This is a genomic window from Ensifer sp. LBL (assembly GCF_050435225.1).
Classification (GTDB): Bacteria; Pseudomonadota; Alphaproteobacteria; order Rhizobiales; family Rhizobiaceae; genus Ensifer.
In genome coordinates this window covers 588,581-610,152 of record NZ_JBNDJY010000001.1, presented here as the reverse complement: position 1 = coordinate 610,152, position 21,572 = coordinate 588,581, and the positions used below count along the sequence as shown (strand labels likewise).

Annotated in this window: 24 protein-coding genes; 17 read left to right on the top strand and 7 right to left on the bottom strand. The window is 63.1% G+C overall.

Annotated elements, in window-relative coordinates; all coding sequences use genetic code 11:
* Positions 1-19: 19 nt before the first annotated feature.
* The 8 genes from OKW20_RS02985 to OKW20_RS02950 all read left to right on the top strand — a co-directional run bounded on the left by OKW20_RS02985 (position 20) and on the right by OKW20_RS02950 (position 7,353).
* A complete protein-coding gene (locus OKW20_RS02985; RefSeq protein WP_043620938.1) occupies positions 20-997 on the top strand; it encodes a magnesium transporter CorA family protein in 978 nt (325 codons plus the stop codon).
* A gap of 16 nt (positions 998-1,013) precedes the next feature.
* Positions 1,014-2,915, top strand: coding sequence for a potassium transporter Kup (locus tag OKW20_RS02980; RefSeq protein WP_043620935.1), 1,902 nt, complete (start codon positions 1,014-1,016; stop codon positions 2,913-2,915).
* Positions 2,916-3,256: 341 nt separating this feature from the next.
* On the top strand, positions 3,257-4,378 hold the full coding sequence (locus tag OKW20_RS02975; protein ID WP_429171131.1) for a cell wall hydrolase: 1,122 nt from the start codon (positions 3,257-3,259) through the stop codon (positions 4,376-4,378).
* A gap of 301 nt (positions 4,379-4,679) precedes the next feature.
* Entirely contained in the window at positions 4,680-5,039 is a 360-nt protein-coding gene (locus OKW20_RS02970) for an AtpZ/AtpI family protein (protein ID WP_043620934.1), read from the top strand.
* 60 nt (positions 5,040-5,099) lie between these two features.
* Positions 5,100-5,852: a F0F1 ATP synthase subunit A gene (locus OKW20_RS02965; protein WP_429170101.1), complete on the top strand. Its 753-nt coding sequence runs from the start codon at positions 5,100-5,102 to the stop codon at positions 5,850-5,852.
* Positions 5,853-5,934: 82 nt separating this feature from the next.
* Entirely contained in the window at positions 5,935-6,162 is a 228-nt protein-coding gene (locus OKW20_RS02960) for a F0F1 ATP synthase subunit C (protein ID WP_025426100.1), read from the top strand.
* A 77-nt stretch (positions 6,163-6,239) separates the two neighbouring features.
* On the top strand, positions 6,240-6,854 hold the full coding sequence (locus OKW20_RS02955) for a F0F1 ATP synthase subunit B (protein ID WP_043620929.1): 615 nt from the start codon (positions 6,240-6,242) through the stop codon (positions 6,852-6,854).
* 13 nt (positions 6,855-6,867) lie between these two features.
* Positions 6,868-7,353, top strand: a complete 486-nt coding sequence (locus OKW20_RS02950) for a F0F1 ATP synthase subunit B (protein WP_043620926.1) — start codon at positions 6,868-6,870, stop codon at positions 7,351-7,353.
* Positions 7,354-7,646: 293 nt separating this feature from the next.
* Here the strand turns inward: OKW20_RS02950 and OKW20_RS02945 are convergent, their stop codons facing one another.
* Positions 7,647-8,297 carry a ribonuclease HII gene (locus tag OKW20_RS02945; protein WP_429170099.1) on the bottom strand — a complete coding sequence of 217 codons (651 nt, stop codon included), beginning with the start codon at positions 8,295-8,297 and terminating at the stop codon, positions 7,647-7,649.
* 217 nt (positions 8,298-8,514) lie between these two features.
* Entirely contained in the window at positions 8,515-9,672 is a 1,158-nt protein-coding gene (locus tag OKW20_RS02940) for a PA0069 family radical SAM protein (protein WP_043620921.1), read from the bottom strand.
* Between the two features lie 173 nt (positions 9,673-9,845).
* On the opposite strand from OKW20_RS02940, the gene OKW20_RS02935 reads away from it, so the two are divergent.
* Positions 9,846-10,367, top strand: coding sequence for a glycosyl transferase (locus OKW20_RS02935; RefSeq protein WP_429170097.1), 522 nt, complete (start codon positions 9,846-9,848; stop codon positions 10,365-10,367).
* A 293-nt stretch (positions 10,368-10,660) separates the two neighbouring features.
* Here the strand turns inward: OKW20_RS02935 and moaB are convergent, their stop codons facing one another.
* The 4 genes from moaB to OKW20_RS02915 form a co-directional block, all read right to left on the bottom strand.
* The gene (gene moaB, locus OKW20_RS02930) at positions 10,661-11,203 is read right to left on the bottom strand and encodes a molybdenum cofactor biosynthesis protein B (protein ID WP_429170095.1); all 543 of its coding nucleotides are present in this window, start codon (positions 11,201-11,203) and stop codon (positions 10,661-10,663) included.
* Between the two features lies 1 nt (position 11,204).
* Positions 11,205-12,119: a 4-(cytidine 5'-diphospho)-2-C-methyl-D-erythritol kinase gene (locus OKW20_RS02925; protein WP_429170093.1), complete on the bottom strand. Its 915-nt coding sequence runs from the start codon at positions 12,117-12,119 to the stop codon at positions 11,205-11,207.
* A gap of 7 nt (positions 12,120-12,126) precedes the next feature.
* Positions 12,127-13,962, bottom strand: a complete 1,836-nt coding sequence (locus OKW20_RS02920) for a tetratricopeptide repeat protein (RefSeq protein WP_429112642.1) — start codon at positions 13,960-13,962, stop codon at positions 12,127-12,129.
* A gap of 159 nt (positions 13,963-14,121) precedes the next feature.
* Positions 14,122-15,138 (bottom strand): polyprenyl synthetase family protein, encoded by a 1,017-nt coding sequence (locus OKW20_RS02915; protein WP_034801067.1) that lies wholly within the window; start codon positions 15,136-15,138, stop codon positions 14,122-14,124.
* A 107-nt stretch (positions 15,139-15,245) separates the two neighbouring features.
* On the opposite strand from OKW20_RS02915, the gene OKW20_RS02910 reads away from it, so the two are divergent.
* From OKW20_RS02910 to OKW20_RS02885, 6 genes are all read left to right on the top strand, one after another.
* Complete coding sequence (locus tag OKW20_RS02910) at positions 15,246-15,467, top strand: DUF2007 domain-containing protein (RefSeq protein WP_043620908.1); 222 nt, start codon at positions 15,246-15,248, stop codon at positions 15,465-15,467.
* Entirely contained in the window at positions 15,464-16,252 is a 789-nt protein-coding gene (locus tag OKW20_RS02905; RefSeq protein ID WP_429170090.1) for a tRNA1(Val) (adenine(37)-N6)-methyltransferase, read from the top strand. The genes OKW20_RS02910 and OKW20_RS02905 overlap by 4 nt, the downstream gene beginning before the upstream one ends.
* A 183-nt stretch (positions 16,253-16,435) precedes the next feature.
* Positions 16,436-17,302: a S49 family peptidase gene (locus OKW20_RS02900; protein WP_429170088.1), complete on the top strand. Its 867-nt coding sequence runs from the start codon at positions 16,436-16,438 to the stop codon at positions 17,300-17,302.
* A 34-nt stretch (positions 17,303-17,336) separates the two neighbouring features.
* Complete coding sequence (locus tag OKW20_RS02895) at positions 17,337-17,528, top strand: hypothetical protein (RefSeq protein WP_192447629.1); 192 nt, start codon at positions 17,337-17,339, stop codon at positions 17,526-17,528.
* Between the two features lie 125 nt (positions 17,529-17,653).
* Entirely contained in the window at positions 17,654-18,610 is a 957-nt protein-coding gene (locus tag OKW20_RS02890) for a glycine--tRNA ligase subunit alpha (RefSeq protein ID WP_082006116.1), read from the top strand.
* A complete protein-coding gene (locus tag OKW20_RS02885; protein WP_429170086.1) occupies positions 18,607-19,173 on the top strand; it encodes an AAA family ATPase in 567 nt (188 codons plus the stop codon). Before OKW20_RS02890 ends, OKW20_RS02885 begins: the two co-directional genes overlap by 4 nt.
* On the opposite strand, the gene OKW20_RS02880 is transcribed toward OKW20_RS02885, so the two are convergent.
* Positions 19,166-19,363 carry a hypothetical protein gene (locus tag OKW20_RS02880; protein ID WP_043621007.1) on the bottom strand — a complete coding sequence of 66 codons (198 nt, stop codon included), beginning with the start codon at positions 19,361-19,363 and terminating at the stop codon, positions 19,166-19,168. The genes OKW20_RS02885 and OKW20_RS02880 overlap by 8 nt on opposite strands.
* Before the next feature lie 247 nt (positions 19,364-19,610).
* Between OKW20_RS02880 and OKW20_RS02875 the strand changes: the two genes are divergently transcribed.
* The gene (locus tag OKW20_RS02875) at positions 19,611-20,159 is read left to right on the top strand and encodes a LemA family protein (RefSeq protein ID WP_034801085.1); all 549 of its coding nucleotides are present in this window, start codon (positions 19,611-19,613) and stop codon (positions 20,157-20,159) included.
* A 72-nt stretch (positions 20,160-20,231) separates the two neighbouring features.
* A complete protein-coding gene (locus OKW20_RS02870; RefSeq protein ID WP_429170082.1) occupies positions 20,232-21,503 on the top strand; it encodes a 3-phosphoshikimate 1-carboxyvinyltransferase in 1,272 nt (423 codons plus the stop codon).
* Positions 21,504-21,572 lie beyond the last annotated feature (69 nt).

Genomic DNA, 21,572 nt, shown 5'->3' with positions numbered 1-21,572 from the left:
GCATGACGAGGATGCTCGCATGATCACCGGCTATTGCGCCGATGGAACGGCCGTCGTCCTGACGCCCGCCGAGCCGCCCGATAGCTTGCGCCCGGACGTCATCTGGGTGGATCTGCTCGAACCGAGCAAGGCCGAAGACCTGATGATGGAAAAGCTGCTCGGCATCTCCATCCCGACGCGCGACGACCTCAAGGACATCGAGCCTTCGAGCCGTCTCTATGTCGAGGAGAGCGCCGTGTTCATGACGGCGTCGCTGGTGTTTCGGTCGGAGACGGAGATACCCGGCCTGACCGACGTCGGCTTTATCCTGGCGGGTAGCCGGCTCGTCACCATCCGCTATGCCGAACCCCGGTCTTTCGCCCTCTTCAAGGCGTCGATGCACCGCTTCCCCGGAAACTGCCGCGACGGCGCGGTGGTTCTGACCCGGCTCCTGGAAACGATCGCCGACCGAACTGCCGAAATTCTCGAAGAGGCCGTGACCAAGATCGACGATCTGTCGATCGCCGTCTTCGGCGACAAGGCCGCCGGCAAGCGCCGCCCGCCGCATTTTCTCGAGGCACGCCTGCGTGACGTCGCCGGACATCATCGCCTGGTCGCCAAGACCCGCGACAGCCTTGCCTCGCTCTCGCGCCTGCTGACATTCGTCTACACGGTCCCGCAGGTGCAGGACGACAAGGAAACGCGCGAACTCTGCCGCTCGATTTCGCGCGATATCCAATCGCTGTCCGAACATGCCGGCTTCATTTCCGGCAACATTACCTTCCTGCTCGATGCATCGCTCGGCCTGATCAACGTCGAGCAGAACGCCATCATCAAGATCTTCTCGATCGCGTCGGTCGTGCTCCTGCCGCCGACGCTGGTCGCCTCGGTCTACGGCATGAACTTCCGCGTCATGCCCGAACTGGAATGGCAATTCGGTTATCCCTGGGCGATCGCGGCGATGGTGATATCGGCCGTGATCCCCTTTTTCTTTTTTCGCTGGAAAGGCTGGCTTTGAACGCCAGTAGGTTTGCATGACCCAATCGCATGCCCCTTCCACTCAAGAGCCGAAGGACCTGCGCCGCCTGCTGGTCCTCGGGCTTGGTTCGATCGGTGTCGTCTATGGCGACATCGGCACCAGCCCGCTCTATGCCTTTCGCGAAGCGTTGCGCCCGGTCTCCCATGACGGTGTGACCGATGCGGAGATTATCGGCCTGATTTCGCTGATGATCTGGACGCTGACGATCATCGTCACGATCAAATACGTGCTGTTCCTTCTGCGCGCCGACAACCAGGGCGAGGGCGGCACGCTGTCGCTGCTGGCCCTGTTGATGAAGTCCGCCAACGGCCACGCGTCCATTCTCTTCTTTATGGGCATTGCCGGCGCCGCGCTCTTTATCGGCGACGCGATGATCACGCCGGCGCTCTCCGTTCTTTCGGCGGTCGAAGGCCTGAAGCTGGTGACGCCGGCGCTGTCGGAATATGTCGTGCCGATCGCGGTGGTCATCCTGCTCATGCTTTTTGCGGTGCAATCCAAGGGAACGGCGGCGGTCTCGAACTTCTTCGGTCCGATCACCCTCGTCTGGTTCCTGGTGATGGGCGGCATCGGCTTCGTGCACATCGCCGACGACCTGTCGATCTTCAAGGCCTTCAATCCCTATTACGCCGTGAGCTTCATGCTCAGCGAAGGCTATGTCGGCATCATCGTGCTGGGCGCCGTCTTCCTGACGGTGACGGGTGCCGAGGCGCTCTACGCCGACCTTGGCCACTTCGGCCGTCGGCCGATCCAGTGGGCCTGGTTCCTGATCGTCTTTCCGGCGCTGACCCTCAACTATCTCGGCCAGGGCGCCTTCGTCCTGAAGAACCCGGAAGCGATGTCGGATCCGTTCTTCCTGATGTTCCCGAAATGGGCGCTGCTGCCCGTCGTCATTCTGGCGACGGCGGCAACCATCATCGCCAGCCAGGCGGTGATAACCGGCGCCTTCTCGCTGACGCGCCAAGCGATCCACCTCGGCTTCCTGCCGCGCATGGCGATCTTCCATACGTCCGAGACCCATACGGGCCAGATCTACCTGCCCAACGTCAACACGCTGCTGATGTTCGGCGTTATGGCCCTGGTCTTCGTCTTCGGTTCGTCCGAATCGCTCGCGACCGCCTACGGCATCTCGGTCACCGGCGCGATGGTGGTGACGACCGTGCTTTCCTTCGAGTTCCTGCGCATGCGCTGGAACTGGTCGGCGCTCGCGGCTGCCGCGGTGCTGGTGCCGCTCTTTGCGCTGGAGTTCATCTTCCTCGGCGCCAACATGCTGAAGATCCACGACGGCGGCTACGTTCCGGTGCTGATCGCCGCCACCTTCATCATCATCATGTGGACCTGGCGGCGCGGCACACAGATCCTGCACGCCAAGACGCGCCATATCGACATTCCGCTGGCAAGCTTCATCAAGTCGATCGAACGCAAGAGCGAACACGCGCCAGTGGCCGTGCCCGGAACCGCCGTGTTCCTGACGAGCGATCCGGAATCGACGCCGGCCGCACTGCTCCACAACATCAAGCACAACCACGTGCTGCACAATCAGAACTTCATCCTGACGATCCGCACGGCCAATACGCCGAAGGTGCCGAAGTCGGAACGGGTGAGCATGCAGCCGTTGTCGGACCGCTTCACATTGCTCGAAATGCGCTTCGGCTTCATGGAAACGCAGAACGTCTCGCAGGCACTCGGCCTGTTCCGCAAGTCGGGCCTGAAGTTCGACATCATGTCGACGTCCTTCTATCTCGGCCGCCGCAAGCTCGTGCCCGATGCGGAGAGCGGCATGCCGCACTGGCAGGACCGGTTGTTCATCGCGCTTGCGAATGCGGCAATCGACCCTTCGGATTACTTCCGGCTGCCGACCAACCGTGTGGTCGAACTCGGTTCGCACGTGATCATCTGACCTTATCCGGTCCTTGGTCGAGCGCGAGAAGCGCTGATCTGCAACAGAAGAAGCCGCCTTCCGACGGGAGGGCGGCTTCGCTGCTTTATGGGGCATCCGCCTTTCAGCGATCGCGCATTAACCAAACATCAAGGTTAATGCTTCATTTTCAAAGCACGAACGGAGCGGTCCCGGCGAAGTGTCCGGCTGCTTGATTGTCTAATCTTCCCGCGCGGAATTCTCGACGCTGGCGCATAGCCGGCGCGGGCGAAGCCGTGCCGCCTGATAGCGTTGCGTGGAGTCGGTTGGTGCGTAAGAGTCGGAACCTGCGTCTAAAGTCTCGCCTGAGCCCGTCTGCCTGGATGGCGCCCGCGATCATCGGCCTTGCACTATATCTGGGCTTTCCCTCGGCTGCCGCCTATGCCGACCTTGCGACCTTCCTGTCCGGCATCAACCGGGGCGGCGAGCGCTGGCGCATGTATATGACCGCGTCGCCCGCCGGTTCGATCCACGAAGCCGAAATGGTGTTTGCCGATCCGGTCACCACGGGCGCGCTCGACGGCGATGCCGGCATCACCATGCCCGATGGCAGCCGCGTCGCGCTGACCGCGGAAACCAAGCATTCGGGCACGCCCGACGAGGACCGCGTCAACCGTCAGGCAAAGAAAGGCCGCGTCGTCGCCGTGACCCCGGTAACGCCGCCCAAGGATTTCTCCGCCGGCTCCATCCTGCAGCGCACCAGCTCCCTGATGGAGCCAAGCCTGGGGGAGGGGGAGAAGATGGTCTTCGCCAAGTCTCGCATCGAAGGCAAGGAAATCGAGATCGCCACCGCCTTCTATCGGAAGACGCCGCCAAAGGCGGAGCCCGGCGTCTCGCCGATGCTGGCCAAGCTCGTTACGAACGATCGCCCCGACATTCTTGCGACTGCTTACGTCCGGCCCGAGCCGGACTATGCGCGTGAATCGCCCTTCGATTCGATTCTGCGCGAAGACAAGAACGCCGGTCGCTTCATTCCCGAGATTGCGCCGGACGATCACGCCTGGGCCGCCACCGCATTGCCGGGCTCGGTTTTCAGCAAGGAAGAGCAGACCTGTCTGGCCGAAGGCATCTACTTCGAAGCCCGCAGCGAGCCGCTCAAAGGCCAGGCCGCTGTCGCGCAGGTGATTCTCAATCGCGTGCGCAATCCCACCTATCCGAAGACCATTTGCGGCGTCGTTTACCAGAACAAGGCCTGGCGCAACCGTTGCCAGTTTTCCTTCGCCTGCGACATGATCCGCGACCTTATCTATTCCCGCTCGCACTGGAAGACCGCCAAGGAAGTTGCGATGGCCGTCACCGCCGGCAAGATCTGGCTGCCGGAAGTGGGCTCGGCCACCCATTACCATGCGACCTACGTCAATCCGCCGTGGGCGAAGACGATGAAGCGGGTCGGCAAGATCGGCATGCATATCTTCTACCGCACCTACGGCGGCGGCTGGAGCTGACCGGCGCCTGACGCGATTCCGCCGTCTTTCCCGAGCGCACGCTAAAGGGGAGATTCCCGCCGGTCTCCGGCCGGAATCCTGCCGCGACCTTGTTGCAGATCGGTGAATGCGTGCTTAACCCATTGAATTTCATGGAAAACATTGTCCACGATCAAGCGGCCTGCACGCCTTGACTATGCGGGTGCCTAAAACTATGTTGCGCGCGACTTCAAATGGGGCCGAAACGTGGCTTGTGCGAAGGCCTGTTGTGTGACCGAAATCGCGGTCTGAGACCCGATAAGGACGACAAGGGAGTAGCCACGTGGCGGAGAAACCTGAAGAAAGTCTGGAAGCGCGGCTGAAGCAGCTCGGCGACAAGATTGAGTCCAAGCGGCCCAATACGCCTGATGCAGCGGAAGCCAGAGCCGCCGAGAGCCGTAAAGGCTATGCGGCGGCGATGAAGCTCTCGAGCGAGTTCATCGCCGGCATCGTTGTCGGGGCGTTTCTGGGCTATCTTTTGGACCACTTTGCGGGTACAGGGCCGTGGGGATTGATTATCTTCCTGCTTCTCGGCTTCTGCGCTGGCGTGCTGAATGTGCTGCGCTCGGCCGGTATGGTGGCGACACCGGAAGCCGGAAGAGGCGGTTCTGGGAATGACAAGAAGGACGGCGACGCCCGCTGAGGCGTTGCCCCGAAGAAAACGGTTTCCGCTTCCGGGCGGGTAGAACGAAAGAGAAGCGCGGTGTCAAACGATCCGACCCACCAGTTCCTGGTCAATAAGATTGTCCCGATCGAAATTGGCGGAATGGACTTTTCCTTCACCAATGCGTCGCTGTTCATGGTTGCGACCGTAGGTGTTGCCGCAGGCTTTCTTTATCTGACGACGTCGCAGCGCGGTCTTATCCCGACCCGCATGCAGTCGGTCTCGGAAATGTCCTACGAATTCATCGCCTCGATGCTGCGCGAAGGCGCCGGCAACGGTGGCATGAAGTTCTTCCCGATGGTGTTCTCGCTGTTCATGTTCATCCTGACGGCGAACCTGCTCGGCATGATGCCATACTTCTTCACGGTCACCAGCCAGATCATCGTCACTTTCGCTCTGGCGCTGTTCGTCATCGGTACCGTCATTCTCTACGGCTTCTACAAGCACGGTCTTGGCTTCCTGAAGCTCTTCGTGCCGCATGGCGTTCCTGGCGTGCTTCTGCCGCTCGTCGTCGCGATCGAAGTCATCTCGTTCCTTTCCCGTCCCATCAGCCTTTCGGTCCGTCTTTTCGCCAACATGCTGGCCGGCCACATCACGCTGAAGGTCTTCGCAGGCTTCGTCACCTCGCTCAGCGCCCTCGGCGCAGTCGGCATCGGTGGCGCCATCCTGCCGCTCATCATGACCGTCGCCATTACCGGTCTTGAGTTCCTCGTCTGCTTCCTCCAGGCCTATGTCTTCGCGGTACTGACTTGCATGTACCTCAACGACGCTGTCCATCCCGGAAGCCACTAAGGAATAACAGTCGCTTGCTTCCGGCCGGTCCTCCGTCGGAAGCGCAATCCTAAGCCGCAACACCATTCGAAGGAGTTCACACATGGAAGCGGAAGCAGCAAAGTACATCGGCGCAGGTCTCGCTTGCCTCGGCATGGCCGGCACGGCTCTCGGCCTCGGCAACATCTTCGGCAGCTACCTCTCTGGCGCGCTGCGTAACCCGTCGGCTGCTGACGGCCAGTTCGGCCGCCTCGTATTCGGCTTCGCCGTTACGGAAGCTCTGGGCATCTTCTCGCTGCTCGTAGCCCTGCTCCTCCTCTTCGCCGTCTAATTATCGGCTGGAGTTTCGGCCGCGACCCGTCAAAAGGTCGCGGCCGCGCATATTCTTGAGTGCACCTGGAGGTGAGCATGTTTGTGACCGCGGCTTATGCCCAGTCAACCACCACTGAAGGCGCCGAAGCACACGATGCCGCTGCGGCCGGTGAGGTGCACACCGAAACGGGTGTGGCTCACGAAGGCGAGGCTGGCTCCGGCGTGTTCCCGCCCTTCGATACGACCCATTTCGCATCGCAGCTGCTTTGGCTCGCGATCACGTTCGGCCTCTTCTATCTCCTGATGTCGAAGGTCATCATTCCGCGGATCGGCGGAATTCTGGAAACCCGTCACGATCGGATCGCTCAGGATCTCGATGAAGCGTCCCGCCTCAAGGGCGAAGCCGACGCTGCCATCGCTTCCTACGAGCAGGACCTGGCAGCCGCCAAGTCCAAGGGTCACAAGATCGCCGACGACGCCCGCGAATCCGCAAAGGCCAAGGCCAATGCTGACCGCACCGCCGTCGAAGCCGACCTTGCCAAGAAGATCTCGGCTGCAGAAGACCGCATCGCCGACATCAAGGCAAAGGCACTGGCCGACGTCGGCGCCATCGCCGAGGAAACCGCAACGGCTGTCGTCAAGCAGCTGATCGGCGGAACTGTCACCAAGGCCGAGATCACCGCTGCCGTCAAGGCATCGGGTGGCAACTGAGGAGCACTGAACTATGCATCTTGATGCAACTTTCTATGCCTTCGTTGGCCTGATCCTGTTCTTCGTTCTGATTGCCTATCTCAAGGTTCCGGGCATGGTCGGCAAGGCGCTCGACGCCCGCGCCGAAAAGATCGGCAACGAGCTGACCGAAGCCAAGCGCCTGCGCGAAGAAGCTCAGGGCCTCGTCGCTGAGTATCAGCGCAAGCGCAAGGATGCCGAAGCGGAAGCTGCCGGCATCGTCGCTGCCGCCCAGCGCGAAGCCGAAATGCTGACCGCGGAAGCCAAGCAGAAGACCGAGGAATACGTCGCTCGTCGCACGGCTCTTTCGGAACAGAAGATCAAGCAGGCCGAAAGCGATGCGATCAACGCGGTTCGTTCCGCTGCCGTCGATCTCGCGATTGCCGCTGCCGAGAAGGTCGTTGCCGCCAAGGCCGACGCCGGCGCCCAGAACGATCTGTTCAAGAAGGCACTTGGCGACGTGAAGGCGCGCCTGAACTAAGCGTTCGGACATTCCGATTGAAAGAGCCCCGCCTCGTGCGGGGCTTTTTTTGTGCCTGTCTGTAGAGGCCGCATTGGCCCGAAGGGTGAGGCGCCAAGCTCCGCTGGGATTTCGGCAGGCGTCTCGCCTTCAGCTGCCGAAGCGAAGTAGTGCCAGCGTTCAAGGCCAAACGTGGCGCACGGCAGCATGTGCGGCACCGGATGGCTTCTGACGCGAGAAAAGCTGTTGGCGAGATATGTCAGAACCGAAACCGGAAGCGCCGGCGTGGCGCTCGCTACGCGGTTGCGCGGCGGTTAGCCGTCCTGGCGCAGTGGCCGGAAGCTCATGCGGTGCAGCGGGCAGGGGCCGTGGGTTTCGATGGCGCGACGGTGGGTCACCGTCGCATAGCCGGCATGGAGCGCAAAGCCGTAGCCGGGATGCGCAAGGTCGGCGCGGGCCATCATGCGGTCGCGGGTAACCTTGGCGACGATCGAAGCAGCGGCGATCGACAGCGACCGCGCGTCGCCCTTGACCACCGCCTTGGCGTGGCAGGAGAGGCCGGGCGGTACGTCGCGGCCGTCGACGAGCACGAAGCGTGCGTTCGAGGGCAGGCCGGCGACGGCCCGCCGCATCGCTTCGAGGCTTGCCTTGCGGATGTCGGTGGCGTCGATCGTGCCGGCCGACGCCGAGGCGATCGACACTTCGGATGTGGCGAGGATTTCTTCGAACAGTTTTTCGCGCGCCTGGGCCGTCAGCTTCTTGCTGTCGTCGAGTCCTGCGGGAATGGCGTCCGGATCGAGAATGACGGCGGCGGCAACCACCGGTCCCGCGAGCGGCCCACGACCGGCCTCATCCGCTCCGGCGACCGGCCAGAACCCATCGCCCTTGGCCGAAAGCTCGAAACTGAAATCGGGCGCTACGATGATATCGGGAAAAAGGGGAGAATCGGACGATCTGCGAGACATAAGTCTAGATCGCATGATCGACCGATTCTCTTCAAGCCCCCAGGTCCGAGTGCGGCGGCGGACGGGGGATTACCGGGGCCCACGGCGGGTAAGGGGGCACCGGAACTGCTATATGGTCTCAGGCGCCCGCCATCGGTCTTGCCTGGCGGGGCGGGGCGATCATCTCTCACCGTGCGCCATTACGGGTAGCGACGGTTACCGAGACATCGGAAAGCCGTCAAAGAAGCGAGAGCTGCACCCCCGTTCCAAGCGGCGGCACGAAGAGATCGTCCCGCAGTTGCCGGCGCGTCGGGTTGAAGCCGAGACGCTTGACTGCCAGGTCGAAGCGGCGGCCGATCTGCCACGCATAGGGGCCGGCGCCCTTCATGCGCTTGCCGAACTCGGCGTCATAGTCCTTGCCGCCCCGCATGGAGCGGATGAGGGACATGACGTGCCGGTAGCGGTCCGGATAATTGCGCAGCAGCCAGTCGCGAAAGAGCGGGCTGACCTCGAGCGGCAGCCGTAGCAGCACATAGCTTGCTTCGGTTGCTCCGGCCGTCCTTGCACCTTCGAGCACGCGCTCGATCTCGTGGTCGTTCAGCGCCGGAATGATCGGCGAAACGAGAACTCCGGCCGGGATGCCCGCTTCGGCGAGCATGCGGATCGCCTCCAGCCGCTTGCTCGGGGTCGAGGCACGCGGCTCCATCGTGCGGGCCAGCTTCCGGTCGAGCGTCGTGACGGAGATGCCGACGCGCACCAGCCCTTTTTCCGCCATCGGTGCTAGGATATCGATGTCGCGCGTGACCATCGCCGATTTGGTGACGATCATGACTGGATGGTTGGCATCCCGCAGCACCTCGAGGATCTGGCGCATGACCCGCCACTCCTTCTCGATCGGCTGGTAGGGGTCGGTGTTGGTGCCGATCGCGATCGGCCGCACCCTGTAGTCCTGCCGCGCCAGCTCGCGCTCCAGAAGCCGCGGTGCGTCCGGCTTGGCAAACAGCTTCGCCTCGAAGTCGAGGCCGGCCGAGAGGCCCATATAGGCGTGTGTGGGGCGGGCGAAACAATAGATGCAGCCGTGCTCGCAGCCGCGATAGGGATTGATCGAGCGGTCGAAGGAGATGTCAGGCGACTCGTTCCTGGTGATCACCGTGCGCGGCTTCTCGACCTGAACTTCGGTCTTGAAGGGCGGCAGATCCTCCAGGCTTTCCCAGCCGTCGTCGAACGTCTCGCGGCTGCGCGGTTCGAAGCGGCCGGACATGTTGATCCCGGCGCCGCGCCCGCGACGGCGATCGATATCGATCCGCAGGCCCGTTGCGCTCATCATCGCTTCGGCCACATCTGCCGTATTGGCGGGCGCAAGCGCACCCTGCCTGATCTGAGACAGCTCGGTCATTGGAATCTCCCCGGAATCAGATATTTGATCCCGTTTTGTTCTGACAATTTTCCTATCTCGAATGGAGGAACAATTCAAGAACAAAATTGGAGTTTCGAATTTGCCGATCAAGGCGCCGCTGCGGGCCGTGTCCCGGATGTAGCAATTGCCGTGCCGATGCGTTACGAGAAACCATGCTCACGATCATCATGGAAACCCGCGACAACGAGGCCGAACTGGCACAGACGCTTGCTGTGTTGGTGGCGGGCGCCGTGGAAGGCCTGGTCAGCGATGTGATCATCCTCGATCACGGCTCGAAGGACGGTTCGTCCGACGTGGCCGATGCCGCCGGATGCCGTTTCTGCCGGGATTGGGATCTCGCCGATGTGGTGGGCTCGGCGCGCGGCGAATGGCTGATGTTGCTGGAGCCGGGCGCGCGCCCGATCGGCCGCTGGATCGATGAGTTGGCCGAGTACGTGTCGATGAACAAGGCACCGGCCCGTTTCTCCGGATCGAGACTGCACCGCAAGCCTTTCTTCCGCCGGCTGACCGGGCGTGGAAAGCCGCTGGAGACGGGATTTCTCCTGCGCAAGAACGACGCGCTTGCGGCCGCCCGTGGCAAGGTGGGCCTGGATGCGATGACAAATGTCCGCTCAGTCCGCAAGCTTTCGACCGAACTCGTTCCGGCCTGGGTCGCTGTCGAAGCCAGGCGGTAACGCCGGTTCCCGCGCGAAAAATTAAAGGTGCCAGTCCCTTAGGGGACGGCACCTCCAAGCGGCTCTCAAATGACCTTGTTTGGAAGATTTCTGTCCGGGCAGCATTCTGGCTGCCCGTCGTATCCAACATTTCATTCCGCCCGGGGGACAGAGGCGGAAGGGTCTTGCGGTGCGAGGAACGGAACGTGCGGCGGTCGTTCCTCGCTGTGTCAACGCTTGAAAACTATCGGGAGGCGAAGCGAGCGTCAGTTACTAAGGTAACAGGTCGGCCGGGCCGGAACGGTCCATGCTCTTCAGCCGCGTTTCAGGTGCTCGTCGAGTCGCGGCATGATCTCCACGAAATTGCAGGGCATGTGCCGGTAGTCTAGCTGCTGCTTGAGGATGCCGTCCCACGCATCGCGGCAGGCGCCGGGCGAACCCGGAAGGACGAAGATGAAGGTGGCGTTGGCAACGCCGCCGGTTGCGCGCGACTGGATCGTCGACGTCCCGATCTTCTCGTAGGAGATACGGTGGAAGACCTCGGAGAACCCGTCCATGCGCTTTTCGAACAGCGGTTCCAGCGCCTCGGGCGTCACGTCCCGCCCGGTGAAGCCCGTTCCACCTGTCGTGATCACCACGTCGATGGTGGGACCGAGCGTCCAGGCCTTCACCTGGTCGTAGATCTTCGTCTTGTCGTCGGGAACGATGGCGCGCGCCTCAAGGCGGTGCCCGGCGTCACGCACCCGCGCTTCCAATGTGTCGCCCGACTTGTCGTCGGCGCGCGTGCGGGTGTCTGAGACCGTCAGGATGGCGATCCCGACAGGAATGAAGGGGCGCTTTTCGTCGATGCCAGCCATGTTAATTCCCTTTGCTCACCGAATTGCAGGCGAGAACGTACCACCCGGGGTAGGCCTCCGAAAGAGCGCGCGCTGTCGCAGCCGCGCGCGCCTCGCTGTCGAAAAGGCCGAAGCACGTGGCGCCTGAGCCGGACATGCGCGCGAGTGTCGCTCCGGCTTGCGTCAGCGCTTGGCTGACCTCGCCGATCACGGGTTCAAGGCTCTCTGCCGGCGGCTGCAGATCGTTGCGCATCGTGGCCATGGCGGAAATCCACTCGGCAACAGTTCCGGCACCGTGAGGCGCAGCGAGCGGCGGGTTCGTTTTGTTGGAGAGCGTCCGGAACACGACCGGCGTCGAGACGGCGACGAGCGGATTGACCAGCACGATCGGCAGGGCGGGGAAATCGTCGATCGGCGTGATCTCCTCGCCGATCCCCTTCGCCAAGAGGGGCCTGCCGGCAAGGCACATCGGCACGTCCGCCCCGAGCCGCAATGCGATGGCGGCGAGGCGGGAAGGCTCGATCGTCGCGCCCCAGAGTTCGAGAAGCCCAAGAAGCGTCGCCGCGGCATCCGCCGACCCACCGCCGATGCCCGAGGCGAGCGGCAGGTTCTTTTCGAGATGTAGGTGAACCGGCCCGGCCGCGTCGGGGGCATGCGCCCGCAGTTCGGCGCGCAGCAGGTCGCGCGCCTTCAGAACCAGATTGCCGCCATCAGCGCCGGCATCCATCGGCAACGCGGCGGCAAACGCGCCCGATACGGTGAAGCGGTCCGCATCCGCCAGCGAGAGACCGATGCGATCGCCGCGATCGGCAAAAGTGACGAGGCTTTCGAGAAGATGGTGGCCGTCGGCGCGCTGGCCGACGACGTGAAGGGCCAGATTGATCTTGGCGGGGGCTGCGCGCGTCAGCGCGAAGCCCACGATGTCACCTTCCGACATGGAACGATCAGGACTTCTTGTCCGGCGCCGGTGCTTCCGGGGTCACCTTCTTCGGCGCAGTTTCCTTGGCATCGGCCGAGGCGGGAACCGTTTCCTTGAGCGGCGGCAGCCCGTTCTCGATCTTCGCCTTGATCTTCGGGATCTCGGCTTCCTCGGGCTTCAGTTCGAGCGTCTGCGTCCACTGGAACACGGCCTCGAGCTTGCGGCCGACGCGCCAGTAGGCGTCGCCAAGGTGATCGTTGATCGTCGGGTCGCCGGCCATCAGTTCGGCCGCCTTCTCCAGCTCCACAACCGCGTCGTCGAAGCGGTTCATGCGGAAATAGGCCCAGCCGAGGGAATCGACGATATAGCCGTCATCCGGCTTCAGCTCGACGGCCTTGCGGATCATCTCCAGGCCTTCTTCGAGATTAATGTTCATGTCGACCCAGGAATAGCCGAGATAGTTCAGCACCTGCGGCTGGTCCGGATTGAGCTCCAGCGCCTTGCGGAAGTTCGGCTCGGCCTTGTCCCAGAGCTTCTGGCGCTCGTATGCGATGCCGCGCTGGAAGAACACGGTCCAATCGCTGCGCGTCGGCACGGAGCCGATCTGGTCGACGGCGCGATCGTAAAGCTCGCCCATCTCCTTGTAGTCCTTGGCGTCGGAAAGCACGCTGCCATAGGCGAGATAGTTGCGGATGTTCTTCGGATCGACGTCGATCAGCGCCTTCAGGTGCTTCTTCGCCTCGTCGACCTTGCCGATGCTGGCGAGGCTGAGGCCGAGCTGCAGTTCCGAAACGCGCCGCATCGGCGAGGTCTCGGGAATGGCCTTGTAGAGTTCGATCGCCTCGTTCGGCTTCTTCAGGTTTTCAGCGATGCCGCCGAGCATGACCAGGATGTCGGCGCTATCAGGGTCGAGCCGGCGCGCGGTCTGCAGGTAGAGCGAAACGATGTCTTCGGCGCCGTCGCGGTTGAGTGCGGCACCGATCGAAAAGAGCACGGCCGCAGTGCCCTGGGTGGCGTTCTTGACCTGCTGTTCCTGCGGGACGCCGTTCTCGATCTCGGTCCTCAGCGCCTGCAGCGGCGTGTAGTTGTTGACCATGTTCTCGCCGACGGCGACCGTGTCGAGCGCCTTCTGCTTGTTGCCTTCGCGCGCCTCGAAACGGGCGAGCGCTTCCACCGCACGCATGAAGGTGTCTGGAGCGGCACTTCCGCCCTCGCGGTCGAGAATGGCGTCGTTGAGCCTGCTGCGTGCCGTCTGCTTGTCACCCGCGGCAACCGCGATCGCGCCGGCATGGTAATTCTTGAACACGCGGAACCATTCGGGACCGTCGAGTTCCTTGATCTGGGCGAGCGCTTCCTTCGGCTTGCCCTGGCCGAATTTCGCCCAGGCAGAGAGCAGGCCGTTCATCAGCCGGTCGAGATCGTTCGGGCCCTGGTAGTTCAGAAGCTTCTGCGCGTTGCGATACTCGCGCTTGCGGATCGCTTCGATCGCCCGAATGACCGTCGTGATGCGCTCGACGGCTGGGTCGGACTTCAGTTGCTCGGCGATCTTCGCGCCTTCGTCGAACTGGCCCGCCATCAAAAGCGTGATCATCAGCCGCTGCTTGACGTCGTTGTTGTTCGGCTCGAACTGTAGCGCGATCCTGTAGAGCTCGGTGGCGGAAGCGAAGTCGCGGTCCGTATCGGCGGTGCGGGCAGCGAGAAACGCGCCGGAAAAGGTATTGACCGATTTGATGTCGAAGGGTTCGCTTTCCTCGGCGGCTGCAGCCTTCTCCTCGGCAAATGCCTGGTGGCCGCCGCTGACAGCAGCAAGAGCCAGCAGTGCTGCGCCGCTGAGGAGGCGGAGAATCGTCTTTTGCCGCATGTCAAACCTTTCGCGCCGATTGCTCGGCTTTCGCACCACTAAGGGTTGTTTCGGAGTCAGCCACATATTGCCCAACGCAACTCTTGAGGAACAGAATGGCTTTTTTGGCGCAACGCGGCAAGAAAATCCTGTCGTTCGTTCTGGCCTGCCCGGAGCCCGTCAGCTGACGCGATCGATGCAGAAGTCGATGACTTCCGTAAGCGCCGATTTCCAGGGTGACGCCGGCAGCGGCGCCAGGGCGTCGCGGGCAATCGTGCCGTAGTGCTGGGCGCGCGCGATGGTATCGCTCAAGCCGCCATAGCGCTTGATCAGCCCGAGCGCCTTGTCGAGGTTGGCGTCGCTGCTGTCGCCGCCTTCGATCGCCTCGCGCCAGAAGGCACGATCTTCCGCCGTCCCGCGGCGGTAGGAGAGGATCACCGGAAGGGTGATCTTGCCTTCGCGGAAGTCGTCGCCGACATTCTTGCCGAGATCGCTCGACGAGCCGCCATAGTCGAGCACGTCGTCGACGAGCTGGAAGGCGAGGCCGAGGTTCATGCCGTAGGATTTCAGTGCGTTGCGGTCGGATTTGCTGGTCTGCGCGACGATCGGGCCGACTTCGGCGGCAGCGGCAAAGAGCGCTGCGGTCTTGGCGCGAATGACCTGGAGATAGTCGTCCTCGGTCGTTTCCATGTTCTTGGCGACCGACAGCTGCAGCACTTCCCCTTCGGCGATGACCGAAGCGGCGGTCGACAGCACGTCGAGCGCGTCGAGCGAGCCGACATCGACCATCATGCGGAAGGCCTGGCCGAGCAGGAAGTCGCCGACCAGCACGCTTGCCTGGTTGCCCCAGATCGTGCGCGCGGTGGACTTGCCGCGGCGAAGGTCGCTTTCATCGACGACGTCGTCATGGAGAAGCGTCGCCGTGTGCATGAATTCGACGCTGGTTGCGAGCTTGACGTGGGCGTCGCCCTCGTAGCCGAACATCGCAGCGGAGGCGAGCGTCAGCATCGGGCGCAAGCGCTTGCCGCCCGAGGAAATCAGGTGGTTGGCGACTTCGGGAATCATCTGAACGTCGGAGCCGGCCTTCGACAGGATGAGCTGGTTGACGCGCTCCATGTCCGCCGCTGTCAGGTCAACGAGCGGCTTTACGGACGCCTGTTTGTTTTTGCTGTCTTCCAGCGGTATCACTACGCCCACACCGGGACTCCTGTTTTCATTGTCGCTTTCGACAATAGGAAGGGGTGTCCCGTGCGGCAAGAGGCGAATTGTCCCGCTTGCTGAAATAGGACAGGAAAAACCGCCGGATGAAGGAATTGATCCGTACCAACGATGCCGTCCTGCTCTCCTTCGCCGAGAGCCTGATGAAAGACGCCGGCATCGCAAGCCTGATTGCCGATCAGGGGATGAGCATTCTCGAGGGCTCGCTTGGCCTCTTGCCCCGCCGCTTTCTGGTCGCCGAGGAAGACGCGGATGCCGCGCGCCGGATCCTGATCGACGCCGGGCTCGAGGCGGAGTTGCGATCGTGAACTCGGCTCCGGCTCCGGTGGCAGCAACCGAAACCGTCGATGCCTTTCACCGGGGTAAGTTCCATATCGTCCAGCCGCTCGGCCAGGGCCACCGGTCGGGCATGGACGCCATGCTGCTTGCGTCGCTCGTCGCATCGGATCGTCCCTGTCGTGTCGCCGATCTCGGCGCCGGCGCGGGTGCGGCCGGCATGGCGGTTGCTTCGCGGATCGACGATGCGGAAGTGGTGCTGGTGGAACGATCGCCGGTTATGGCGGAGTTTGCCCGCCGCAGCCTGGCGCTCGCAGAAAATGCCCGCTTTGCGCAGCGGGTCTCGGTCGTCGAGGCAGACGTTTCGTTGACAGGTAAGGCGCGCGTCGCGACGGGCCTGGCGGATGACAGCTTCGACCATGTGATCATGAACCCGCCCTTCAACGATGCCTCCGACCGCAAGACGCCGGATGCGCTCAAGGCCGAGGCCCATGCGATGAGCGACGGGCTGTTCGAGATCTGGGTGAAGACGGCAGGCGCGATCATGAAGCCGGGCGGGCAACTGTCGCTGATCGCCCGGCCGGAATCGATCGCCGAGATCATCGCCGCCTGTGGCCGCCGCTTTGGTGGTATCGAGATCACGGCGTTGCATCCGCGGGTTGGCGAAAACGCCGTGCGCATCCTGGTGACGGCGATCAAGCAGAGCCGCAAGCGACTGGTCCTCCGCGCGCCGCTCGTCATGCACGAGGAGGGGCATCGCTTCGCCGACCATGTCGACGACCTCAACAATGGCCGTGCCGCCTATCGCCGCCGTTGATTTACCGTATGCGGCATTGCGTTCGCCGCGTCAGTGCATACATGGCATGGAAGAGCCCCTGACGACGATCCGGGCAGGGGAGGCGAAGCGTTCCGCTTATCGCCGATGAGACGCGGTCACGTCTATGATTTCCGGCTGTTCCGGCCCAAGATCATAGGCATGGCCCAGCAGGCAGGAGTTGAAATGAAGGCGTTCCTGAGACGGTTGTTGCCCAAGCGTTTTCGCAAGGAAGGCGTAACGATCCCCGTCGTCCGGCTCCACGGCGCGATCATGGCCGGCGGCGGGCAATTTCGGCCGGCGCTTAACCTCGCAACGGTCGCCCCGCTTCTCGAAAAGGCCTTCGCCGTAAAGGAGGCGCCGGCGGTGGCGATCTCCGTCAATTCGCCCGGCGGCTCGCCGGTGCAGTCGCGGCTAATCTACCAGCGCATCCGTGATCTCGCCCTTGAGAAGAAAAAGCGCGTGCTGATCTTCGTCGAGGACGTCGCCGCATCCGGCGGCTACATGATCGCGCTTGCCGGTGACGAAATCATCGCCGACCCAACCTCGATCGTCGGCTCGATTGGCGTCGTCTCCGGCGGGTTCGGTTTTCCGGAACTCCTGAAGAAGATCGGCGTCGAGCGGCGTGTCTATACCGCCGGCGAAAACAAGGTGATGCTCGATCCGTTCCAGCCGGAGAAGGAAAACGACATCGCTTTCCTGAAGAACCTGCAGCTCGATATCCATGATACCTTCATCCAGATGGTCAAGGCCCGCCGCGGCCAGCTGCTCGCCGACGATCCCGATATCTTCTCCGGTCTTTTCTGGACCGGTCGGCGCGGGCTGGAGCTCGGCATCATCGACGGGCTTGGCGATCTGCGCGGCGAGGTGAAGAAGCGCTATGGCGACAAGGCGCGGCTCGAACTCATTCAGCCGGTGCGCAGCCTTTTCGGCCGCCGGCAGAGCGGTGCCGCCGTCGCCGGCGCGATCGCCGCTCCATTGGCCGCTTCCGCAGCGGCGGGACTTGCCGAAGCCATCGAGGAAAGGGCATTGTGGGCCCGGTTCGGGCTTTGATGCCTGCCCGGCCTGACATGTCCTTGGAGGGAAAATGCCGCAACTCATCCTGCTCCTGATCGCAGGTTTCGTCTTCTGGCTCGGCTATCGCAAGTTCGTGGCGGATGCCCAGAAGCTGACGCGCCAGCGCGAGCGGGCGCGTCGCGAGGAGCAGACCGGGGCCCAGGGAACATTGGTGAAGGATCCGGAAACCGGCGAATACAGGCTGAAGCGCGACGGCGAGTGAGGGCGGTCTGAACGCGTCAGTGTGGCGGCGGTCTATTTGCCTGCCCGCTGCCGTAGCGCTTGACCCCTGTCATCAGGCGTGGCACCTGTCCGGCACATTTTCCAGAAGAAATCCGGACGCGATCCATGACCACTCTGCCTGATCATATGAACCCGAAGCGCTCGTTTCAGGCTCTGATCCTGACACTCCACAACTACTGGGCCGACAAGGGTTGCGCCGTGCTGCAGCCCTACGACATGGAAGTGGGCGCCGGTACCTTCCATCCGGCAACGACCCTGCGTGCGCTCGGCCCGCGTCCCTGGCGCGCGGCCTACGTTCAGCCGTCGCGTCGCCCGACCGATGGCCGCTACGGCGAAAACCCGAACCGCCTGCAGCACTACTATCAGTATCAGGTGATCCTGAAGCCGAACCCGTCCAACCTGCAGGAACTCTATCTCGGTTCGCTCGAGGCGATCGGCCTCGACCCGCTGCTGCACGATATCCGCTTCGTCGAGGACGACTGGGAAAGCCCGACGCTCGGCGCCTGGGGTCTCGGCTGGGAATGCTGGTGCGACGGCATGGAAGTGTCGCAGTTCACGTACTTCCAGCAGGTCTGCGGCATCGAGTGCTCGCCGGTCTCGGGCGAACTGACCTACGGTCTCGAACGCCTGGCCATGTATGTGCAGGGCGTCGACAACGTCTACGACCTGAACTTCAATGGCCGCGAGGGTGCCGAGAAGATCAGCTATGGCGACGTCTTCCTGCAGGCCGAACAGGAATATTCGCGCTACAATTTCGAATACGCCAATACCGCGATGCTGCATCAGCACTTCATCGACGCAGAGGCCGAGTGCCAGGCGTTGCTGGCTGCCGGCGCTCCCGGCGACAACAGCAACAACCACCTGCACAAATGCGTCTTCCCGGCCTATGACCAGTGCATCAAGGCGAGCCACGTGTTCAACTTGCTCGACGCCCGCGGTGTGATCTCGGTCACCGAGCGCCAGAGCTACATCCTGCGCGTACGCACGCTCGCCAAGGCCTGTGGCGAAGCCTTCCTTTTGACCGACGCCGGTGGCGCGAACCTTAGCCGGGACGCCGCTTGAGCGTCGAACCGTCCGGCCTTGTCGTTCATATCAACGGCTGGCCGGGCACCGGCAAGCTGACGATCGCGCGCCATCTTGCCGAAAGGCTGGGCGCGCGGCTCGCCGACAATCACACGCTGATCAATCCGGCCGAGGCGCTGTTTGCGCGCGGCACGCCGCTCTACCGGTCGCTGCGGGCGGCGATCCGCGAAAGCGTGTTCGAGCACGTCGCCAAGGCGCCGGCCGAGCAATCCTTCGTCTTCACCGATGCACTGTCGGATGATGCCGCCGATAGCCGTGCCTTCGAAGACTATGCAGCACTCGCGCAAAGGCGGGGTGCGCGCTTCGTCGCGGTCGTCATCGATTGCGATCTTGAGGAGAACTTGAAGCGGCTGACGCGCTCGGGCCGGGCCAAGCAGCACAAGCTCACCGATCCCGAGGTGCTCCTCGGATTGCGGCGCGCCCACGGGCTGTTGCGCGGCAACGGCGACCTGCTGATCGAAATCGACGTCACTGGTCTGGGCGCGGATGAGGCGGCAGAAGCAATCGTGTCGCAGATCAAGGGGCGGTCGGCGGTCAGATGATCCGGGTGGCGCCGACGTCGTTCTTGCAGAACGGTTTCATCGTCGGGTAGGCGCCGGTATAGACTTGACCGGAATAGGTCTGCAGGGCGCGGCGAACACCGGCCGGCCGTTCGGGCGAGTGAGCGCTCGCATAGGCAACGAAGAGCGCCGAAAAGGCGATCACGTTGATGAGAGTTGCGAGCGTTTTCATGGTCTTCACTTCGGTTCCGGGTTGTTCGATGAAACGACTATCGCCGATCGCCGGCGGGTCCGCCGTTACCATTGGAACAGGAATCGAGAGGTTTTCGCCTGGCGGGGCGTTGCTGCGGTGAACAGTCTGTTCACGCTGCAAATCGCAATTGGGGAGGAGTGCGTTTCTCGGCCCGATTGCTGCAGAAAGCGCTATGAAGCTGAGAAGCGAATGCTAATCTCTGCGCGAGTTTTTTGGAGGGTGCCCTATGATCGGTCTGGCAATCGCCGTCGTCGTGATCCTGTATCTGGTTTTCGTCTATAACGGTCTCGTCAAGGCGCGGCAGATCGCCGAGGAGGCGTGGTCCGGCATCGATGTGCAGTTGAAGCGCCGCGCCGATCTGATCCCGAACCTGATCGAAACCGTGAAGGGCTACGCCGCCCACGAAAAATCGACGTTCGAAGAAGTCATTGCCATGCGCAACCGCGCGCAGGCGGTGCCAGCAGGCGACGTCGAGGGGCGGGCCCAGGCGGAAGGTGCGCTTTCCCAGGCGCTCGGCAAGCTGTTTGCGCTCGCCGAAGCCTATCCGGACCTGAAGGCCAACGAGAATTTTGCCGAGCTGCAGCGCTCGCTGGAAACGATCGAGGGCGAGATCCAGATGTCGCGCCGCTACTACAACGGTGCGGCCCGTGACCTGAACGTCAAGGTCGAGAGCTTCCCGTCCAACCTGATCGCCAACGCCTTCCGCTTCGTCAAAGCCGGCTACTTCGAAATCACCAACGAGGCCGACCGCGCGGTGCCGCAGGTCAAGTTCTGACCGCCACGCTTCCCGAACATTCCTCGCCGCGGGATCCCGCCGCGGCGCCATTCGCATCAAGAGACCCATTCGATGACCTCCGATAGCATGAAAAAACTGACCATCCTGCCGACCGACCATCCGCTCCGCGGTCATGTCCGCCCGCCGGGCTCGAAGTCGATCACCAACCGGGCGCTGCTTCTGGCCGGCCTTGCCGAGGGCACGAGCCGGCTGACCGGTGCCCTGAAGAGCGACGACACCCGCTACATGGCGGAAGCCTTGCGCGCGATGGGCGTCGAGGTCAGCGAGCCGGATGAAACGACCTTTGTCGTGACCAGCACGGGCAAGTTGCTCCCGCCGGCAGCTCCCTTGTTCCTCGGCAATGCCGGAACCGCGACACGCTTCCTGACGGCGGCGGCCGCTCTCGTCGATGGCACGGTCGTGGTCGATGGCGACCAGCACATGCGCAAGCGGCCGATCAAGCCCTTGGTCGAGGCACTCGGAACGCTCGGCGTCGAAGTCACATCCGAGACCGGCTGCCCGCCGGTCACCGTCAAGGGCACCGGCGGTTTTCCGGCCGGCCGCGTCGTCATCGATGCCGGCCTTTCGAGCCAATACGTCTCGGCCCTGCTGATGGCGGCTCCCGGCGCCAAAGGTCCGGTCAGCATCGAGCTTGCCGGTGACGAGATCGGCGCGCGCGGCTACATCGATCTGACCGTCGTCGCCATGCGCGCCTTCGGTGCCGAAGTCGAGCAGGTGAGCCCGTCCGTCTGGCGGGTTGCGCCGACCGGCTACAAGGCAGCCGACTATGTCATCGAGCCGGATGCTTCGGCGGCGACCTATCTCTGGGCTGCGGAAGTCCTGACCGGCGGCGCCATCGATCTCGGCGTTCCGGCGGACGCCTTCTCGCAGCCGGATGCCCGCGCCCATGCGGTGATCGCGAGTTTCCCGAACCTGCCCGCCATTATCGACGGTTCCCAGATGCAGGACGCGATCCCGACGATCGCCGTGCTTGCAGCCTTTAACAACACGCCGGTGCGCTTCGTCGGTCTCGCCAACCTGCGCGTCAAGGAATGCGACCGCGTGCGTGCCCTGTCGCTCGGTCTGACGGTGATCCGGCCGGATCTGGCGCATGAGGAAGGCGACGACCTGATCGTCTCCTCCGATCCCACGCTTGCCGGCCAGACCTTGCCTGCCTCGATCGACACCTTTGCCGACCATCGCATCGCCATGAGCTTTGCGCTTGCCGGCCTGAAGATCCACGGCATCACCATCGAGGATCCCGGCTGCGTCGCGAAAACCTATCCGGCCTATTGGGACGCGCTCGCTTCGCTGGGCGTCGAATTCAGCGGCGACCGGCCTTGATGCCGGGCGGGATGCGGGGCCGCGACCGCGGTTTCCGCGCGCATCCCGCTCTCACCCATAAGAACCGAT

Excerpts from the sequence above, each read along its gene's own strand:
- OKW20_RS02945 (WP_429170099.1), bottom strand. The coding sequence starts at position 8,297 with ATGTCTCGCAGATCGTCCGATTCTCCCCTTTTTCCCGATATCATCGTA.
- OKW20_RS02940 (WP_043620921.1), bottom strand. The coding sequence starts at position 9,672 with ATGACCGAGCTGTCTCAGATCAGGCAGGGTGCGCTTGCGCCCGCCAAT.
- OKW20_RS02955 (WP_043620929.1), top strand. The coding sequence starts at position 6,240 with ATGTTTGTGACCGCGGCTTATGCCCAGTCAACCACCACTGAAGGCGCC.
- OKW20_RS02980 (WP_043620935.1), top strand. The coding sequence starts at position 1,014 with ATGACCCAATCGCATGCCCCTTCCACTCAAGAGCCGAAGGACCTGCGC.
- OKW20_RS02895 (WP_192447629.1), top strand. The coding sequence starts at position 17,337 with ATGCCGCAACTCATCCTGCTCCTGATCGCAGGTTTCGTCTTCTGGCTC.
- OKW20_RS02920 (WP_429112642.1), bottom strand. The coding sequence starts at position 13,962 with ATGCGGCAAAAGACGATTCTCCGCCTCCTCAGCGGCGCAGCACTGCTG.
- OKW20_RS02935 (WP_429170097.1), top strand. The coding sequence starts at position 9,846 with ATGCTCACGATCATCATGGAAACCCGCGACAACGAGGCCGAACTGGCA.
- OKW20_RS02925 (WP_429170093.1), bottom strand. The coding sequence starts at position 12,119 with ATGTCGGAAGGTGACATCGTGGGCTTCGCGCTGACGCGCGCAGCCCCC.
- OKW20_RS02875 (WP_034801085.1), top strand. The coding sequence starts at position 19,611 with ATGATCGGTCTGGCAATCGCCGTCGTCGTGATCCTGTATCTGGTTTTC.
- OKW20_RS02890 (WP_082006116.1), top strand. The coding sequence starts at position 17,654 with ATGACCACTCTGCCTGATCATATGAACCCGAAGCGCTCGTTTCAGGCT.
- OKW20_RS02950 (WP_043620926.1), top strand. The coding sequence starts at position 6,868 with ATGCATCTTGATGCAACTTTCTATGCCTTCGTTGGCCTGATCCTGTTC.
- moaB (WP_429170095.1), bottom strand. The coding sequence starts at position 11,203 with ATGGCTGGCATCGACGAAAAGCGCCCCTTCATTCCTGTCGGGATCGCC.
- OKW20_RS02985 (WP_043620938.1), top strand. The coding sequence starts at position 20 with ATGATCACCGGCTATTGCGCCGATGGAACGGCCGTCGTCCTGACGCCC.
- OKW20_RS02975 (WP_429171131.1), top strand. The coding sequence starts at position 3,257 with ATGGCGCCCGCGATCATCGGCCTTGCACTATATCTGGGCTTTCCCTCG.
- OKW20_RS02900 (WP_429170088.1), top strand. The coding sequence starts at position 16,436 with ATGAAGGCGTTCCTGAGACGGTTGTTGCCCAAGCGTTTTCGCAAGGAA.
- OKW20_RS02960 (WP_025426100.1), top strand. The coding sequence starts at position 5,935 with ATGGAAGCGGAAGCAGCAAAGTACATCGGCGCAGGTCTCGCTTGCCTC.
- OKW20_RS02880 (WP_043621007.1), bottom strand. The coding sequence starts at position 19,363 with ATGAAAACGCTCGCAACTCTCATCAACGTGATCGCCTTTTCGGCGCTC.
- OKW20_RS02910 (WP_043620908.1), top strand. The coding sequence starts at position 15,246 with ATGAAGGAATTGATCCGTACCAACGATGCCGTCCTGCTCTCCTTCGCC.
- OKW20_RS02870 (WP_429170082.1), top strand. The coding sequence starts at position 20,232 with ATGACCTCCGATAGCATGAAAAAACTGACCATCCTGCCGACCGACCAT.